Origin of the sequence: Planococcus salinarum (genome assembly GCF_007004625.1) — a bacterium.
In the GTDB taxonomy this organism is placed as follows: domain Bacteria; phylum Bacillota; class Bacilli; order Bacillales_A; family Planococcaceae; genus Planococcus; species Planococcus salinarum.
Map to the genome: position 1 here is coordinate 1 of NZ_VIFV01000029.1, position 15,491 is coordinate 15,491.

The 15,491-nt window shown below is 50.4% G+C and carries 18 protein-coding genes and 1 other annotated feature; of the genes, 1 reads left to right on the top strand and 17 read right to left on the bottom strand.

Features of this window, described 5'->3' with window-relative positions; genetic code table 11:
* Nucleotides 1-125 precede the first annotated feature (125 nt).
* The 8 genes from DIJ65_RS13490 to ruvA all read right to left on the bottom strand — a co-directional run bounded on the left by DIJ65_RS13490 (nt 126) and on the right by ruvA (nt 8,017).
* Complete coding sequence (locus DIJ65_RS13490; RefSeq protein ID WP_071151885.1) at nt 126-512, bottom strand: LapA family protein; 387 nt, start codon at nt 510-512, stop codon at nt 126-128.
* 82 nt (nt 513-594) lie between these two features.
* Nucleotides 595-2,865 (bottom strand): protein translocase subunit SecDF, encoded by a 2,271-nt coding sequence (gene secDF / locus DIJ65_RS13495; RefSeq protein ID WP_117303118.1) that lies wholly within the window; start codon nt 2,863-2,865, stop codon nt 595-597.
* 71 nt (nt 2,866-2,936) lie between these two features.
* On the bottom strand, nt 2,937-3,251 hold the full coding sequence (locus DIJ65_RS13500; protein ID WP_071151884.1) for a post-transcriptional regulator: 315 nt from the start codon (nt 3,249-3,251) through the stop codon (nt 2,937-2,939).
* A 314-nt stretch (nt 3,252-3,565) separates the two neighbouring features.
* Complete coding sequence (gene yajC, locus DIJ65_RS13505; RefSeq protein ID WP_071151883.1) at nt 3,566-3,841, bottom strand: preprotein translocase subunit YajC; 276 nt, start codon at nt 3,839-3,841, stop codon at nt 3,566-3,568.
* Between the two features lie 36 nt (nt 3,842-3,877).
* Complete coding sequence (gene tgt / locus DIJ65_RS13510) at nt 3,878-5,020, bottom strand: tRNA guanosine(34) transglycosylase Tgt (RefSeq protein ID WP_117303116.1); 1,143 nt, start codon at nt 5,018-5,020, stop codon at nt 3,878-3,880.
* Nucleotides 5,013-6,068, bottom strand: coding sequence for a tRNA preQ1(34) S-adenosylmethionine ribosyltransferase-isomerase QueA (gene queA / locus DIJ65_RS13515; protein WP_117303124.1), 1,056 nt, complete (start codon nt 6,066-6,068; stop codon nt 5,013-5,015). Before queA ends, tgt begins: the two co-directional genes overlap by 8 nt.
* A 26-nt stretch (nt 6,069-6,094) precedes the next feature.
* Nucleotides 6,095-7,093 carry a Holliday junction branch migration DNA helicase RuvB gene (gene ruvB / locus DIJ65_RS13520; protein WP_117303114.1) on the bottom strand — a complete coding sequence of 333 codons (999 nt, stop codon included), beginning with the start codon at nt 7,091-7,093 and terminating at the stop codon, nt 6,095-6,097.
* A 327-nt stretch (nt 7,094-7,420) separates the two neighbouring features.
* The gene (gene ruvA, locus DIJ65_RS13525; RefSeq protein ID WP_117303112.1) at nt 7,421-8,017 is read right to left on the bottom strand and encodes a Holliday junction branch migration protein RuvA; all 597 of its coding nucleotides are present in this window, start codon (nt 8,015-8,017) and stop codon (nt 7,421-7,423) included.
* 125 nt (nt 8,018-8,142) lie between these two features.
* Between ruvA and DIJ65_RS13530 the strand changes: the two genes are divergently transcribed.
* A complete protein-coding gene (locus tag DIJ65_RS13530) occupies nt 8,143-8,676 on the top strand; it encodes a transcription repressor NadR (RefSeq protein WP_117303110.1) in 534 nt (177 codons plus the stop codon).
* Nucleotides 8,677-9,039: 363 nt separating this feature from the next.
* Here DIJ65_RS13530 and pheA read toward each other — a convergent pair whose 3' ends face one another.
* From pheA to minD, 9 genes are all read right to left on the bottom strand, one after another.
* Nucleotides 9,040-9,903: a prephenate dehydratase gene (gene pheA, locus DIJ65_RS13535; RefSeq protein WP_117303107.1), complete on the bottom strand. Its 864-nt coding sequence runs from the start codon at nt 9,901-9,903 to the stop codon at nt 9,040-9,042.
* 15 nt (nt 9,904-9,918) lie between these two features.
* Nucleotides 9,919-10,371 (bottom strand): ACT domain-containing protein, encoded by a 453-nt coding sequence (locus tag DIJ65_RS13540; RefSeq protein WP_117303105.1) that lies wholly within the window; start codon nt 10,369-10,371, stop codon nt 9,919-9,921.
* A gap of 17 nt (nt 10,372-10,388) precedes the next feature.
* Nucleotides 10,389-11,675, bottom strand: a complete 1,287-nt coding sequence (gene obgE, locus DIJ65_RS13545) for a GTPase ObgE (RefSeq protein WP_117303103.1) — start codon at nt 11,673-11,675, stop codon at nt 10,389-10,391.
* A 1-nt stretch (nt 11,676) separates the two neighbouring features.
* A complete protein-coding gene (locus DIJ65_RS13550) occupies nt 11,677-12,192 on the bottom strand; it encodes a Spo0B domain-containing protein (protein ID WP_117303102.1) in 516 nt (171 codons plus the stop codon).
* 102 nt (nt 12,193-12,294) lie between these two features.
* The gene (gene rpmA / locus DIJ65_RS13555) at nt 12,295-12,585 is read right to left on the bottom strand and encodes a 50S ribosomal protein L27 (protein WP_117303100.1); all 291 of its coding nucleotides are present in this window, start codon (nt 12,583-12,585) and stop codon (nt 12,295-12,297) included.
* 13 nt (nt 12,586-12,598) lie between these two features.
* Nucleotides 12,599-12,928 carry a ribosomal-processing cysteine protease Prp gene (locus DIJ65_RS13560; RefSeq protein WP_117303098.1) on the bottom strand — a complete coding sequence of 110 codons (330 nt, stop codon included), beginning with the start codon at nt 12,926-12,928 and terminating at the stop codon, nt 12,599-12,601.
* Between the two features lie 2 nt (nt 12,929-12,930).
* Nucleotides 12,931-13,239 (bottom strand): 50S ribosomal protein L21, encoded by a 309-nt coding sequence (gene rplU / locus DIJ65_RS13565; protein WP_117303096.1) that lies wholly within the window; start codon nt 13,237-13,239, stop codon nt 12,931-12,933.
* 14 nt (nt 13,240-13,253) lie between these two features.
* Nucleotides 13,254-13,336 (bottom strand) — a sequence feature (ribosomal protein L21 leader region).
* 252 nt (nt 13,337-13,588) lie between these two features.
* Nucleotides 13,589-14,527: a nuclease-related domain-containing protein gene (locus tag DIJ65_RS13570; RefSeq protein WP_117303094.1), complete on the bottom strand. Its 939-nt coding sequence runs from the start codon at nt 14,525-14,527 to the stop codon at nt 13,589-13,591.
* Nucleotides 14,528-14,689: 162 nt separating this feature from the next.
* Nucleotides 14,690-15,490, bottom strand: coding sequence for a septum site-determining protein MinD (gene minD / locus DIJ65_RS13575; protein WP_117303092.1), 801 nt, complete (start codon nt 15,488-15,490; stop codon nt 14,690-14,692).
* Nucleotide 15,491: the final 1 nt, after the last annotated feature.

Below are 15,491 nucleotides of genomic sequence, written 5' to 3' on the forward strand. Positions count from 1 at the left end.
GGGCTCAAAAGTCTGGTAGCACGTTATGAAACTTTGCGTTATGCATCTTAATTGAACCGCCGTATACCGAACGGTACGTACGGTGGTGTGAGAGGTCGGGAGTTAATCGCTCCCTCCTACTCGATTTACAGGGTATCCCGCGGTTTTTCGTCGGACGTTTCCGCCTGTGCACGTTTTTTGTCTTTTCGCGTAACAACCTGTGCATCCGGCACAACACCGGATTTCTGGTACTCTGCGAGTTCGTTCTGCTGTGTCGCAATCAGCGATTCTTTCACAGCCATTTCTTTCTGCAGTGATTTCACTTTGTGCTGCAGTCTATAGCCGCGTGCTAGGGCGACCACGCCGCTCATCAGTGCGCCAAGAAGCGCGGAAGCCAGGATGACCAGAATCAGCGGAAATTCGGTTTCCCCGAATACGTAATTGACTGGAACAGCGTCGACATTGACGACGGAAAAAACAGCGATGATGATGGCAAAGACAAGTCCAACCAATAATAGCCATTGTGTTTTCAAAACTGAACATCTCCTTTCATGAAATATAAAAATGGAACAAGGTCATTTTAACTATACCCTGTTCCATTTCCATTATAAACCTTTAAACGACCGGCTCGTCAGAACCCCATTTGGACTCCTGCTCTTTTTTCTCGATGTCGATCGGCCCTTTTTTATTCAATTCTTTTTTCTTCAACACCAGCCACAATTGGGCTGCGATGAAGATGGAAGAATACGTTCCTGCGATCAATCCGATCAATAGAGCGATCGAGAAGTTGGTGATCGACGGTGCGCCGAAAATCAGCAGCGACAGCACCACCAGCACCACGGTCATCACGGTATTGACGGAACGGACGAGCGTCTGGCGCAAGGAAACGTTGACGACGTTCTCCAATTGTTCGACTGTCTCGATTTTCTTCATCCGCTTCATATTCTCACGGATCCGGTCAAACGTAACGATCGTGTCGTTGATTGAATAACCGACGATGGTCAGCACCGCCGCGATGAACGTGATATCCACTTCCAAACGCAAGAGGCTGAACACTGCGATGATAAAGAACGTATCGTGAATCAACGCAGCGATGGAGGCAACACCCATGCGCCACTCAAAACGGAACGCCACATAGATGATGATGCCAAGAGCGGCAATCCCCAAAGCATACAGCGCATTTTGGGCAAGCTCTACGGAAACCTGATTCGAAACCGTGGAGACGTTTGGTCTCTGGCCGTATTCATCCATTGCCGCCTGTGCCAATTCATCAATTTGGTCCTGTGAGAAATCCTCCGTGTAACGCGCCACACCGATATCGGATTGGTCTCCCGATATAACCACGTCATCGGATGGATAACCGGCTTGTTCAAGGAACTCCTCCACTTCCGCCTGCGTAAGCGCCGAATCCGAAGTTACTTCCACCCGCGTACCGCCGGAGAAATCAATCCCCAGATTCAACTGGAAGATGCCCAGCACAATCGCACCCGCTGCAATCAATGCCAGTGACGCGGCAAAGAATTTATTGCGGTTGCCGGCAAAATCATACCGGTCAAAAGGTGTCGTCAAATCGGTGATTTCTTTTTCTTCTGATGGTTTATGGATCTTATCGGATTTCAAACCGAACCAGCCGAACCTGCTGTCGAGGAATCCGCTGTGGACCCAAAGCCCAAGCAATAAACGCGAGCCCCAGACTGCAGTAATGAAGCTGGACAGGATTGAGATAATCAATAGCGTCGCAAAACCCTTAACCGAGCTGGTACCGAAATAGAACAGGACAGCTGCCGCAAGCAGCGTCGTTACGTTGGCATCAATAATGGCCGAGAACGATGAACGTGCGCCGATGCGGAATGAATCCTTAACGGATTTTCCTGTCCGCATTTCTTCCCGGATCCGCTCGTATGTGATGATATTGGCATCAACTGCCATACCGACACCGAGCATGATCGCTGCGATACCCGGCAGCGTCAGAACGCCGCCGATCCACACAAAGATCAAGAGGATCAGATAGACATATACCGATAGGGTGATGAATGCGATAACCCCCGGGAATCGGTAGAAGACCAGCATGAACAATAAGACAAGCCCGATACCGATGGCAGCGGCAAAGCTCGTTTTATCCAACGCTTCTTCCCCGAACTGGGCTCCGACAGATGTCGAGTAGATTTCTTCCAGTTCAACCGGCAGTGCACCGGCATTGAGGATGCCTGCAAAATTCTGGGTTTCTTCTACAGTGAACGTTCCAGTAATCTGAACGCTCGGTGAATTAATGCGTTCGCGCACAGTCGGCGCAGAAACGAATTTCGGATCAGGCTCCATGCGTTCTTCCTCGTAGGAATCGACGCCTTCCTCAAAGTCCAGCCAGATGACCAAAACATTATCAGGGCGCTGAGCGATTTCACCGGTAATTTCAGCGAACAGACCTGGATCTTTCAATTCCAGCGACACTATTGGCCGGCCATTTTCATCAAACGTACCACTGGCTCCGCCTTCCACAAGATCGGAACCGTCGAGCAGGACATTATCATCTGCGTCACGGAAAGTCAGATTCGCTTCCGTTGACAGTAATTCACGTGCCTGCGACTGGTCTTCGACACCCGCCAGCTGGACACGGATCCGGTCTTCCCCTTCAATCTGGATGACCGGCTCACTGACGCCGAGCACATTGATCCGGTTCATCAATGCATCTGTCGTGTCCGACAGGATCTCATTGTCGATTTCCGGGCCGTCTTCCAATGAACTGACTTCATAGAGAACTTCAAAACCGCCCTGAAGATCCAGGCCCAATTTGATGTCTTTCGCGATAGGTAAGCTTGTGGTGCCAATCATTCCTAACAGTACAATGACCAGTAAGAAAAAGGCTATTATACGACCTCTTGCTTTCATATGTATGGTTCCTCCTCATTATCTAAAACGCAGCAACTTCATTATGAAACACGCTCATGGGCGTGTCAAACTCATTTTGTCTTTTTCTGGGTGGGACGCAGCAATTGTTCCAGGTCATCGGAATTACCGGCTGAAAACCAATTATCCCCTTTAAAACCTTCAATTTGATGATAAGCTACAAATTCCGAAGCCCGCATTTCCATTATTTCATTGACCATTTCGTGCAACGACATATCGCCGATGTCCTTTTTGCGCCACTTTTTCTTGATCAAAAATTGCCAAATATCTTCAGTTGTAAATGTGTCGTAATCGAAATAACTGAACTCTTCACATTTACTCTTCAAAAATGGCAATACGACGTCATATTGCTCGGTGTATTTCGTCATTTTATTCCCTCTTTAATTTTATATAAGTTGAATGAAAGAATTAATATTTGTAACCCGCTTTGGCGCTAGAGATATCTCTAGAGATATGGAGCAAAACAGCGAAGACGCCCAGGGGGCCAAGCGAAGTGCTGAGATCCACTCGGGCGAAGTGGAACGAGCCCGAGTTAGCTCAGCGCAAGCCCCCAGGCAAGCAAGCTGTTTTGCGGAATATCGATTGTTATAGATTAGTATTCCAACTTAAATAATTTATTTGTTTGAACAATTTGTGAATAATCTCTAAAAAAAATCGCCTTCAGTTCGAAGGCGAAGATTTCTTAGACTGTTGTTTTTGCCTGGTCCACAACGCGGGCGATAGCCTGGCGTTCGAATTGCATACGAGTACCGTCTGCAACCGTGATATAGATTGTAGCATCATCCACAGCGTCAACCGTGCCGTGAAGTCCCCCGATCGTTACGATGCGATCCCCACGTCTCAATTCAGACTGCATGTTGGCAGTTGTCTTCTGGCGTTTTTGCGCTGGACGGATGATAAAGAACCACATCAAAACGAACATTAGAAGTAAAGGTGATAACGCGATTAAAGTTTCCATTATTCATATTCCCCCTTTCACTATCTATCTGTGTCTTTAGAAATTCTTGGCGTTTGGTTTATTGAAGCCATATGCCTCAAAAAATTCTTCGCGGAAATCTCCCAGGCGGTCCTCACGAATCGCTTGGCGCACCTGTTCCATTAAGTTTAACAGAAATTGAAGATTATGATAACTGGTAAGTCGAATTCCGAACGTTTCATCTGCACGGATCAGGTGATGCACATACGCCCGCGTGTAATTTTTGCAGGTGTAGCAATCACATTTTTCGTCAATCGGATTGAAATCACGCTTGAATGCTGCATTTTTGATGTTCAAGCGGCCCGTGCTGGTCATTAACGTGCCGTTGCGCGCAATGCGCGTCGGCAGCACACAGTCGAACATGTCGATGCCGCGGATCGAGCCGTCAATCAGAGAATCGGGTGACCCGACGCCCATCAGGTAACGAGGTTTATCGGCCGGCATCAACGGAGTCGTGAATTCGAGCGCGCGGTTCATGACATCTTTCGGTTCGCCGACAGACAGTCCGCCGATTGCGTAGCCCGGGAAATCGAGCGACACAAGATCCCGCGCACTTTGTTTGCGCAGGTCTTCAAATTCGCCGCCCTGGATGATGCCGAACAAGCCCTGATCCTGTGGACGGGCATGCGCCTCGAGGCAGCGTTCCGCCCAGCGCGATGTCCGATCGACACTCGATTTCATGTATTCATGGGTTGCCGGAAACGGCGGGCATTCATCAAACGCCATCATGATGTCTGAACCCAGATCGTTCTGGATTTCCATCGCCTTTTCCGGGCTCAGGAATAATTTGTCGCCGTTCATGTGGTTGCGGAAATGGACGCCTTCTTCTTTGATGTTGCGGAATTCACTCAAAGAAAATACCTGGAAGCCGCCGGAATCCGTCAGAATCGGACGGTCCCAGTTCATGAATTTGTGAAGGCCGCCCGCTTCTTTGATGACGTCATTGCCGGGACGCAGCCACAGGTGGTACGTATTGCTGAGAATAATGCCGGCGTTCATCGCTTTCAATTCTTCCGGCGACATCGTTTTCACGGTCGCCTGCGTGCCGACCGGCATAAAGGCCGGTGTATCGAATGAGCCGTGCGGCGTATGGACGATGCCCAGGCGCGCGCCGGTCTGTTTGCATGTTTTGATGTGTTCGTATCGGACTGCTTCAGTCATGATGAGTCTCCTTTTTCTGTGGTTCAATGAACATTGCGTCTCCAAAACTGAAGAAGCGGTAGCGTTCATTTACTGCTTCGTTGTATGCGTTCAAAATGTGGTCCCGGTTCGACAGGGCACTGACCAGCATGACCAGGGTCGACTTCGGCAGATGGAAATTCGTGATGAGGCCGTCAATCGCTTTGAACTGGTAGCCCGGGTATATGAAAATATCCGTCCAGCCGCTGTCTTCCTGCAGCTCGCCGCCGAATTTATTGGCAACGGATTCGAGTGTCCGGGTGGACGTGGTGCCGACCGAAATGACGCGGCCGCCCTGAGCTTTCGTATTATTGATGAGTTCTGCCGTTTCTTTGGTGATGCGGTAGAATTCCGCATGCATTTCGTGGTCTTCGATCGATTCGACCGATACCGGACGGAACGTGCCAAGGCCCACATGCAGGGTAATAAAGGCGATATTGACGCCCTTTTCTTCGATTTTCTTCAATAACTCGTCGGTGAAATGAAGGCCGGCGGTCGGAGCCGCCGCGCTGCCGCGTTCTTTTGCGAACACGGTCTGGTAGCGGTCCTGGTCTTCGAGTTTCTCCCGGATATAAGGAGGCAACGGCATTTCGCCGAGCTGATCGAGAATTTCATAAAAAATTCCGTCATAGATCATCTTGAAATGGCGGCCGCCGTGGTCCAGGATGCCGGTGCACTCTGCACGCAGCAAGCCTTCCCCAAAACTGACGACCGTGCCGACTTTCACTTTTTTCGCGGGTTTAACCAGCGTTTCCCAGACATCGCCGTCGATGCTTTTCAGCAGCAGCACTTCGATATTCGCACCCGTATCTTCCTTGACGCCCATCAGGCGCGCGGGAAGGACCCGTGTATCGTTCAGCACGAGCGTGTCGCCTTCGTGCAGGTAATCGATGATGTCGCGGAAATGTTTATGGCTGGTCTGGCCGGTGTCACGGTCCATCACAAGCAGCCGGCTGGACGTGCGGTCCAGCAGCGGCGTCTGCGCGATCAATTCTTCCGGCAATACAAAATCAAAATCGTTTACATTCATTAGATTGGTTGGTTGTGTAGTTTTTGTCATTCAGGCATCTCCAATTTAAAGTGTTCGTAGGCTGTGGCTGTCACGGTCCGCCCTCTCGGCGTCCGTTGGATAAAGCCGATCTGGAGCAGGTATGGTTCGTAGACGTCTTCGATCGTTGTCGACTCTTCCCCGATGCTTGCCGCAATCGTATCAAGTCCGACGGGGCCGCCCCGGAAACGGGAAATCATCCCCGTAATCAATTTGTGGTCGATATGGTCAAGGCCAAGCGGATCTACCTGCAGCATTTCCAGTGCCTGGTCTGCCATATCCATTGTGATCGAACCGGTGCCGCGCACCATTGCATAATCGCGCACCCGTTTCAGCAAACGGTTCGCGATACGCGGGGTGCCGCGGGAACGGCGGGCGATTTCAACGGCGGCATCCGGATGGATGTCCGCTTCAAACAGTTTCGAGCTGCGCACGACGATTTCCGTCAGTGCTTCGGTGTCATAATAATCGAGCCTTGCGAGCACGCCGAAACGGTCCCGCAGCGGCGCAGACAAGGCGCCTGCGCGGGTCGTGGCACCGATCAGGGTGAACGGCGGCAGGTCCAGCCGCACCGAACGCGCCGTCGGTCCCTTGCCGACCACGATGTCCAGGCAAAAATCTTCCATCGCCGGATACAGCACTTCTTCGATCGACCGGTTCAACCGGTGGATCTCGTCGATAAACAGGACGTCGCCGGGTTCCAGCGAAGAAACGATCGCCGCCAGATCCCCCGGGCGTTCGATTGCCGGGCCGCTTGTCATTTTAACGCCAACTTCCATTTCGTTGGCGATGACAGATGCCAGGGTCGTTTTCCCGAGTCCCGGAGGTCCGTGGAGCAGCACATGGTCCAGGCTTTCCTCGCGCATTTTCGCTGCTTCGATGAATATTTCAAGATTATGCTTCACTTTCTGCTGCCCGATGTACTGGGACAGATATTGCGGACGCAACGACTGCTCAAAACGCTCATCAAACTCGGAAATCTCGCTTCCTATCACCCGTTCTTCCATGGTCTGCACCTCCTTTTTTTATTTAAAATTAATCCTTTATAGACGATATTCCGCAAAACAGCTCGCTTGCCTGGGGGCTTGCGCTGAGCTAACTCGGGCTCGTTTCACTTCGCCCGAGTGGATCTCAGCACTTCGCTTGGCCCCCTGGGCGTCTTCGCTGTTTTGCTGCATATCTCTAAATTTCTCACTTAACCAAAGCTACCTCTTTAGCGCCGGCGCGGCTCCGGACTGGCCGGAGCAATAAGACGAATGTTCTTCTCGGCTTATTGCGGGAGGCGTGTCCATAGCGCCGAAGCGATATATAAACTTAATTTATTGATTAAAATATCAATTCTGCTTCAGCAATAGCTGCAAAGCCTTCTTCATATAAGCTTCCGTGTTCAGGTCCAGATCCTTGAGCTTTGGTTTGACTTTATTGATTTCGCGTTCAGAATAGCCGAGCGCTCCAAGCGCAAGCATGGCTTCCTCAAGCTCATTGTCGTCCGCCGACAGCAAGCCTGTTTCTTCGTGGTCCGCAAACGGATCGCCGAAGAATTCCGCGAGCTTGCCTTTCAGATCCAGAATCATCTGGCGCGCCGTCTTTTTGCCGACGCCCGGGAATTTGACGAGATACGACTCATCTTCCCGTTCAATCGCCTCGATGACGTGCTGCGGCTGGCCGCTCGCTAAAATCGCGAGCGCCCCCTTCGGCCCGATACCGGACACGGAAATCAGCTTGCGGAACAGTTCGCGCTGCTCCAAGGACGGAAAGCCGAACAGCAGCATGGCGTCTTCGCGCACGTGATGGTGCAGAAATACCTGCAGCTCTTCCGTTCCGAACGAATACGGATTCGGCGCAAAAATCTGCCAGCCGATCCCCTGCTGTTCTATCACCAAATATTCGGGCGTCACTCGCGTAACCCGCCCTTTTATGTAATCGTACATATCATTTCTCCCCTTCAATTCAACTCTATGATTATAGCATATCCGGCGTGTTTAGACGAAATAAACCCGTTGGCATTTGCCCCATGTTAAAATGGAATCAGGATGAAACGAAGCGAGGGATCGATATGAAGAAAATACTCGGAGAAGAGCGGCGGCAAATGCTGCTGGACAAACTCAAGGAAACGGCTGAGCCATTGAAAGGCGGCGAACTGGCCACGGTTGCCGGCGTGTCGCGCCAGGTTATCGTCGGGGACATGACATTGCTGAAAGCGAAAGGCGAACCGATCATCGCCACCAGCCAGGGCTACCTATTCATGCGCGAAACCGGCGACGATGACCTGTACCGCGTGCTGGCGTGTTTCCACAAGCCCGAAGATACGCAAAGCGAATTGTACCTGCTCGTCGACGCCGGCGCCACCGTCAAGGATGTGACGATCGAGCATCCGGTCTACGGTGAACTGACAGCCGGCATCCACGTGTCGTCACGCCGCGAAGTGGACCTGTTCATGCAGCGCATCCGGGAAACCGGTGCGAGCTACCTGCTGGAACTCACAGGCGGACTCCACCTGCACACTATCACCGCCCCGAATGTCGCGATCCTGGAACAGGCGATGAACGATATGCGCAAGGCAGGGTATTTGCTGGAGGAAAGTGAATAAAATCTGTTGTTTTGCCTGTGAATCCCTGGAGGATTCATGGGTTTTCTTCATTTATAGGAGGATATCAGATTTAGAGTAGTATAAACTAAGGCCAACTTGGAAGATTGGAACTTTTATGATCGCCATTTTGACTTTTATGATCGCCATACTAGCTTTTATGATCGGCATATCCGGTTTTATGATCGGCAAGTGGTTTTCCGCCAAATTTTCATTTAAGTCCAATCCCAAAACGGATGTTTTTCGCATCGCGAAAAACATCCAGTCTTTTAAGGGAGCCTTCGCATCCGCGAAGGCTTTTCATTTCAAAGTTCTTCCAAACGCAAAAAAAGCTCCACAGCCATTTGGCTGTGGAGCTTTTCTGTTTTATTCGTACGTATAATACGAGCCCATCGTCTTCACCGTGCAGCCGAGCGCTGCAAGTTCCATGAAGGCTCCCTGCATCATCGGGGACAACTCGTCATCCAGAATGTCTGCGATGAAGAAATAATTCCCGAGACCGGTTTTCAGCGGCCGCGACTCGATCTTGCTCAAGTTGAGCTGGCGCCAGGCAAAGACCGACAAGACCTGATGCAAAACGCCGGAACGGTCGTCTTTCGGCGGTGAAATCATCAATGTCGTTTTCACCTGCTTGTTATGGTCAGGGTTGCGCAATTGATGGTTCGTTTTCGACAGCACGAAAAACCGTGTATGGTTGAAATGGAAATCGTGGATTTCCCGGTGGACAATGGTCAACCCGTATTTGCGGGCTGAGAATTCATTGCCAATCGCAGCGATATTGCGTTCCGGCAGTTCGCTGACCATTTTGGCCGCAGCCGACGTCGAGCTGTATTGCTCAAGCGGTGTGCTTTTGTACGTGTAGTAAAGGAATTTATGGCATTGAGCCAAAGCGTGCGGATGGGAATAAATCGCTTCGTAGCTGTCCGAATCCGCATTATCGGGGTGAACCATCAAATGCTGCTCAATCGGCGACAGCACTTCGGCCGTCACATAGAGCTGCACTTCATGGAACAAATAATCGATCGTCAGCGGAACCGAGCCTTCCAGCGCATTTTCCAACGGGACAACCGCGTAATCGACTCGATCTTCCGCAACCGCTTCAATGCATTCCGGAATTGTGGTGTAAGCGATCATGTCCCCGTCAGGAAACGCCTTGGACGCTGCCAGATGGGTGAACGATGCGTCCGGCCCCAAAAAGGAAATTCGTTTTTTCGTCCCTTGCTCTGCCATCAAACCCCTCCTATATTATAATGAACCGCTTGAAACCACATCAGCCGACTCGACAAAATCGAGCTTTTTCAATTGCTGCAAAAACATATCCAATTCTTGCTCCATCGCCGTCACATCAAGGGACAGCGTAACATTTGCCCGCCCCTGGATGGGAATCGTCTGATGGATCGTCAAAATATTGCATCCCGCGTCGGCAACCGTCTGGAGCAATGTGGCGAGCGTACCCGTCCGGTCCTCCAATTGCAGGAACACCGTCAGAATCCGTTCTTTGACGATGGAATGGAAAGGAAAAACAGCGTCCCGGTATTTATAGAACGCAGAACGGGACAAACCCGTCTTTTCCACAGCGTCCAAAATTGAAATTTTGTCACGCTGCAGCATTTTTTTGACTTCGAGCGTTTTTTGCATCGCTTCGGTCAGCACGTCCTCGCGCACCAGATAATACCGCTGTTCTGAAATATCCTTCATCCCTATTCCCTCCAGACTTACTCAGTAAATTCGAATTCAAATTCAAGCAGGCGCACAGTGTCGCCGTCTTCTGCACCTTTTGCACGCAATGCATCGTCGATTCCCATGCCGCGCATTTGGCGCGCGAAACGGCGGATCGAGTCTTCATGCGAGAAATCAGTCATTTTGAACATACGCTCGACAGCATAACCACTGATGACATATGCGCCATCCGGGTCACGAGAAATCGAGAATCCGTCGCTGTCCGACTCGTACTTGTAAAGAACCGCACTTTCCGATTCATCCGTTTCTTCGATCATCGGGAATTCCGACGTGACTTCCAGAAGGTCGGCAATCGCGAACAACAGATTGTTCAGGCCCATGCGGCTGATTGCCGAAATCGGGAATATCTTAGTATCTTCCGGCAATTTCTTGCGGAATGCTTCAAGGTTTTCTTCCGAATCCGGCATATCCATTTTGTTTGCAACAATCAGCTGCGGACGTTCCGTCAAACGCATATTGTATTGTTTCAGTTCTTCATTGATGGTTACATAATCCTCATATGGATCGCGGCCTTCCATGCCGGACATATCGATGACATGGATGATGACGCGTGTCCGTTCGATATGGCGCAGGAACTGATGGCCAAGGCCGATTCCTTCGTGCGCGCCCTCGATTAAACCAGGCAAATCCGCCATTGCGAAACTGCGCTGATCTTCGGTTTCAACCATGCCAAGGTTCGGCACGATCGTCGTGAAATGATATTCGGCGATTTTCGGTTTTGCAGCCGAAACAACCGACAGGAGAGTGGATTTCCCAACGCTCGGGAATCCGACAAGCCCTGCATCCGCAAGAACTTTCAATTCAAGAATGACATTGCGCTCAAAACCTGGCTCGCCTTTTTCTGAAAGCTCAGGCGCCGGGTTGGCAGGCGTTGCGAAACGCGAGTTGCCGCGTCCGCCGCGTCCGCCTTTGGCGATGACCGCAGTCTGTCCGTGTTCGACCAAATCCGCAATCGTTTCGCCGGTATCAGCATCTTTTACCACAGTGCCCGGTGGAACTTCGATGATATAATCTTCCGCCTTCGCCCCGTGTTTGTTGGCGCTCATGCCATGTGTTCCGCGTTCGGCTTTAAAAATCCGTTTGTAACGGAAATCCATCAGCGTACGCAAACCTTCCTGTACGATAAAGACGATATTCCCGCCTTTACCCCCGTCACCGCCGGCTGGTCCGCCGTTCGGTACATATTTCTCGCGGCGGAATGCTACCATGCCATCCCCGCCGTCGCCACCTCTAACATAAACTTTTACGTGATCGACAAACATATTATCCCTCCATCTTTGCGCTGACAACGATTTTCGTGCTGTCCGCTGCAAGCTCTTTCCATGCCAGTAAACCCGGAACCTCCGGCAATTCAATGTCCTGCCGGTGTCCGTCCAATTCCAACCTGATTTCAAATGCGGATTGCTGTACCGCCAATTCCGTACGGCAATTGTTTGCTGCCGCATCGTCCATTTGCGGCTCGAGGTTGTTGAAAAAACGTTCGAGCCAGTGCGCAAATGCTGCATCTTTTGTGTCCGTGCCATGTTGTGCAGAGCATTCCAAATGGAAACGGAATTCCGGAAAACGCCATTCTGCCGTCAGCAGCCAGTTTTCGGTCGCTGGCATCTGCAGGGCTGACAGCCTGTTCAGCTGCACAGCCGCTTCGGCATGCGATCGAATAATCGATTGCACTTCCTGCCCACGACCAAGATCAAGTTTCATCCCAATCAATTGAAGCTCATTCAAGAAATCGTGGCGCGCATGCCGAAGCGCTTGTGCCACCGTAACCGGTTTCTCCATTGCATACACTTCCTATACTATCTTCTTTTTTCAGTATACCAAGTTTGCGCATGGAATTCCTGAAAAAGAAAAAGGGCTGCAACAGCAGCCCTTTTCGTATTATTAAGCTTCCTGTGCTACCGGGTATACGCTCACTTTTTTCTTGTCGCGGCCGTAACGCTCAAAGCGCACAACGCCGTCGATTTTAGAGAAAAGTGTATCGTCTCCGCCACGTCCAACGTTTTCTCCTGGATAAACTTTAGTACCGCGTTGACGGTATAAAATCGAGCCACCAGTAACTTCTTGGCCGTCTGCACGTTTAGCGCCAAGGCGTTTAGATTCTGAGTCACGTCCGTTTCTCGTTGAACCTACACCTTTTTTGGATGCGAAAAACTGAAGATCTAATCTTAACATTCTGTCCCACCTCCTAAGCTGTGAAGGTTATTTTAATATATTCTCCATAGTCTTGTTCGATCGTTTTTAATGAAACAATCATGCCGCGAACGAGGAGTTGCACCTGTCCATCCGTTTTCTCGTCGAGGTCATCCGGGAAACCGACTTGTAAATAGCCGCTTTCAGATTGTGAAATCTGAGGTTCGATTCCGGTAAGTTCCATAATGGCGTTCACTGCTCCAAATGAAACAGCTGATGCGCCGGCACATACCAGGTCTTGCCCGTGTTCCGCAAAGTCCGCATGGCCCGACATCTCGAAAGACGAAATGCGTCCTGACGTCTCTTTAATTTTCACCTGGATCATTCTTACAGCTTGATCGCGTCAATAGTCAATTTTGTATATGGTTGACGGTGACCCTGCTTTTTACGGTAGTTCTTTTTGGCTTTGTATTTGAAGACAGTGATTTTTTTCTGTTTGCCGTGTTTTTCAACTTTAGCAGTTACAGTAGCTCCTTCAACAAAAGGAACACCCACTTTAGCGTCATCTCCACCTACAAATAGAACTTTGTCAAATGTGATCGTGTCACCAGCTTCTCCGTTCAATTTCTCAACGTAGATCTCCTGACCCGCTTCAACTTTGATTTGTTTACCACCAGTTTCAATAATTGCGTACATATCCTTGCACCTCCTCTTAGACTAAGACTCGCCTATTCAGGCGATCCGCATGGTATGCGAATTCTTGTGTACCTGATTCGAGCGGTTGTAGCACGGTGCGCTACAAACATAACATTAAAATAATATCACGCGGGAGCACGTGGCGTCAATAGATATTGTTGAATCGGGTGGGATCTGGTTACGGGAGATAGTGATTTTAATTGAAAACTGGTTAAATGGGTGTTTTCACTGGAAATATTATGCATATTTAATTCGTTAGGTGCGGGTTAAAAGCTCTGGGGTGCGGCTTGATCTTGTTGGGGTGCGGCTTGAATGCTTTGGGGTGCGGGTCAAACCGTTTGGGGTGCGGCTAAGAATAAATTCTCTGAAAATACTCAATTAATAGCTCCCTTCTCGCAATTATCAACCGTTTGCCACGATTATTAATTTTAATGGTTGATTTTTCCAGCATTCGATACAATGTATATTTATCTTTTACCCCAAGCCAGGTATAAGCGAATTCAGTAGTGATTTCCTCACCAAATAATACAGCATACTCTTGCAAAGCGAACTCATGAGCATTTGAAGAAACTTTCTCGCATTTATTGCAGCGCCATCTAAGTCTCGACCATTCCATCTTTTGCTTCCCACACCCCAAACACCTAACCCCCACCTCCAAACTTTCCCTCGCCACCTTATGCTTCTTCAAAAGATCAGGACCGTTATATTGCCCGCGGCTGCGCCGCACTAAGCCCACAAGATCTTCAACGTCCAGCGATAAACGCGGGTCCGGCATTTTCTCGATATGAAACGGCAGATAATCGAGCGCGATGACCGGATAGAGTTTTGGCGGAACCGCGACCCTTCCTGAGCGGCTGGACAACACGATGGTGCCGTGGACCTTGCAGCCAAAGAATTTCTCGGATGCTTTGACCGCGCGGTGAAGCTGCGATTCGGGATTGCGCATGCCTTCGACCCGGCCGTCGATAATCCGGTGAAATTGAAAGTTGATCGAATCGAAGTGGAACTCGCCCACCATGTTCTTCACTTCGAGCGCGCACACAAAGTTGGTGTGCATCACCAGCACATCGACCTGCGCAAAGCCGTCTAAATAAGGAAGCCACACGCCGCGAAAAATTTTCGCTTTCTCCGTGAGATCCAGTTCCCGCTCCAGCAACTCGGCGGTCCGCTTTTCACCGGCTGCTCCCGCCAAAGATCTTTTCACTTCGCCAAACACCTTGTCTTTTGCCGGATGATTCACCGGCAACCGATCGAACAACACCATTCCTTTCAACATTTGTCCGTCCAACCCGCACCCCTTTTCTTGTTTTCACACCCGACTTGTATTCAGCACTCGATATAGCAAAATATCAGCTGCGCTAAAAATGACATTTTTCATAGGAACCTTATTTTCCTTTAAACCACAAAAAACCCCCGCAATCTTCTGCGGGGGTCTCGGGTTGAATTTATTTTATTTGGCAAAGATCGCTTTGATCTTGGAAAACATGCCTGTGTTTTGCTTGTCCATGGTCATGAGCGGCACGGATTCGCCCAACAGGCGGCGCGCAATGTTGCGGTAGCCCATGGCGGCGGGGTTTGCCGGGTTCATGACGACGGGTTCGCCGCGGTTCGAGCTGGAGATGACGCTTTCGTCATCGGCTACGATGCCGAGGAGATCGATCGACAGGTGGGTCGTGATTTCATTGATATCAAGCGCTTCGCCTGCCTTCATAAGATGCTGGCGGATGCGGTTGATGATGAGTTTTGGCGGTTCCATGTTTTCTTCAAGCTCGAGCAGGCCGATGATGCGGTCGGCGTCGCGCACGGCCGAAATTTCAGGCGTGGTGACGACGATGGCGCGGTCAGCACCGGCAACGGCATTTTTATAGCCCTGCTCGATGCCGGCAGGACAGTCGATGATGACGAAATCGTAGTCTTTTTTGAGTTCCGTCACGAGTTCCTTCATCTGTTCCGGGTTGATGGCATTTTTGTCGGTCGTCTGGGCGGCCGGCAATAAGTACAGCATGTCTTCAAAACGCTTGTCTTTGACGAGAGCCTGGTGAACTTTGCAGCGGCCTTCCAATACATCGACAAGGTCATAGATGATGCGGTTTTCGAGCCCCAGGATGACATCCAGATTGCGCAGGCCGATATCGGTGTCGATAAGGCACACTTTTTTCCCTTGAAGAGCCAATGCAGTGCCGAGATTGGCGGTTGTCGTCGTTTTACCGACGCCTCCCTTGCCTGATGTTATGACGATTGCTTCTCCCACA

Bases quoted from the DNA above. Each gene is read 5' to 3' on its own strand.
- ruvB (WP_117303114.1), bottom strand. From the start codon at position 7,093: ATGGAAGAACGGGTGATAGGAAGCGAGATTTCCGAGTTTGATGAGCGT.
- secDF (WP_117303118.1), bottom strand. From the start codon at position 2,865: ATGAAAGCAAGAGGTCGTATAATAGCCTTTTTCTTACTGGTCATTGTA.
- DIJ65_RS13540 (WP_117303105.1), bottom strand. From the start codon at position 10,371: ATGAAGGATATTTCAGAACAGCGGTATTATCTGGTGCGCGAGGACGTG.
- queA (WP_117303124.1), bottom strand. From the start codon at position 6,068: ATGAATGTAAACGATTTTGATTTTGTATTGCCGGAAGAATTGATCGCG.
- tgt (WP_117303116.1), bottom strand. From the start codon at position 5,020: ATGACTGAAGCAGTCCGATACGAACACATCAAAACATGCAAACAGACC.
- DIJ65_RS13500 (WP_071151884.1), bottom strand. From the start codon at position 3,251: ATGACGAAATACACCGAGCAATATGACGTCGTATTGCCATTTTTGAAG.
- obgE (WP_117303103.1), bottom strand. From the start codon at position 11,675: ATGTTTGTCGATCACGTAAAAGTTTATGTTAGAGGTGGCGACGGCGGG.
- ruvA (WP_117303112.1), bottom strand. From the start codon at position 8,017: ATGTACGATTACATAAAAGGGCGGGTTACGCGAGTGACGCCCGAATAT.
- rpmA (WP_117303100.1), bottom strand. From the start codon at position 12,585: ATGTTAAGATTAGATCTTCAGTTTTTCGCATCCAAAAAAGGTGTAGGT.
- rplU (WP_117303096.1), bottom strand. From the start codon at position 13,239: ATGTACGCAATTATTGAAACTGGTGGTAAACAAATCAAAGTTGAAGCG.
- DIJ65_RS13550 (WP_117303102.1), bottom strand. From the start codon at position 12,192: ATGGAGAAACCGGTTACGGTGGCACAAGCGCTTCGGCATGCGCGCCAC.
- DIJ65_RS13560 (WP_117303098.1), bottom strand. From the start codon at position 12,928: ATGATCCAGGTGAAAATTAAAGAGACGTCAGGACGCATTTCGTCTTTC.
- DIJ65_RS13530 (WP_117303110.1), top strand. From the start codon at position 8,143: ATGAAGAAAATACTCGGAGAAGAGCGGCGGCAAATGCTGCTGGACAAA.
- pheA (WP_117303107.1), bottom strand. From the start codon at position 9,903: ATGGCAGAGCAAGGGACGAAAAAACGAATTTCCTTTTTGGGGCCGGAC.
- yajC (WP_071151883.1), bottom strand. From the start codon at position 3,841: ATGGAAACTTTAATCGCGTTATCACCTTTACTTCTAATGTTCGTTTTG.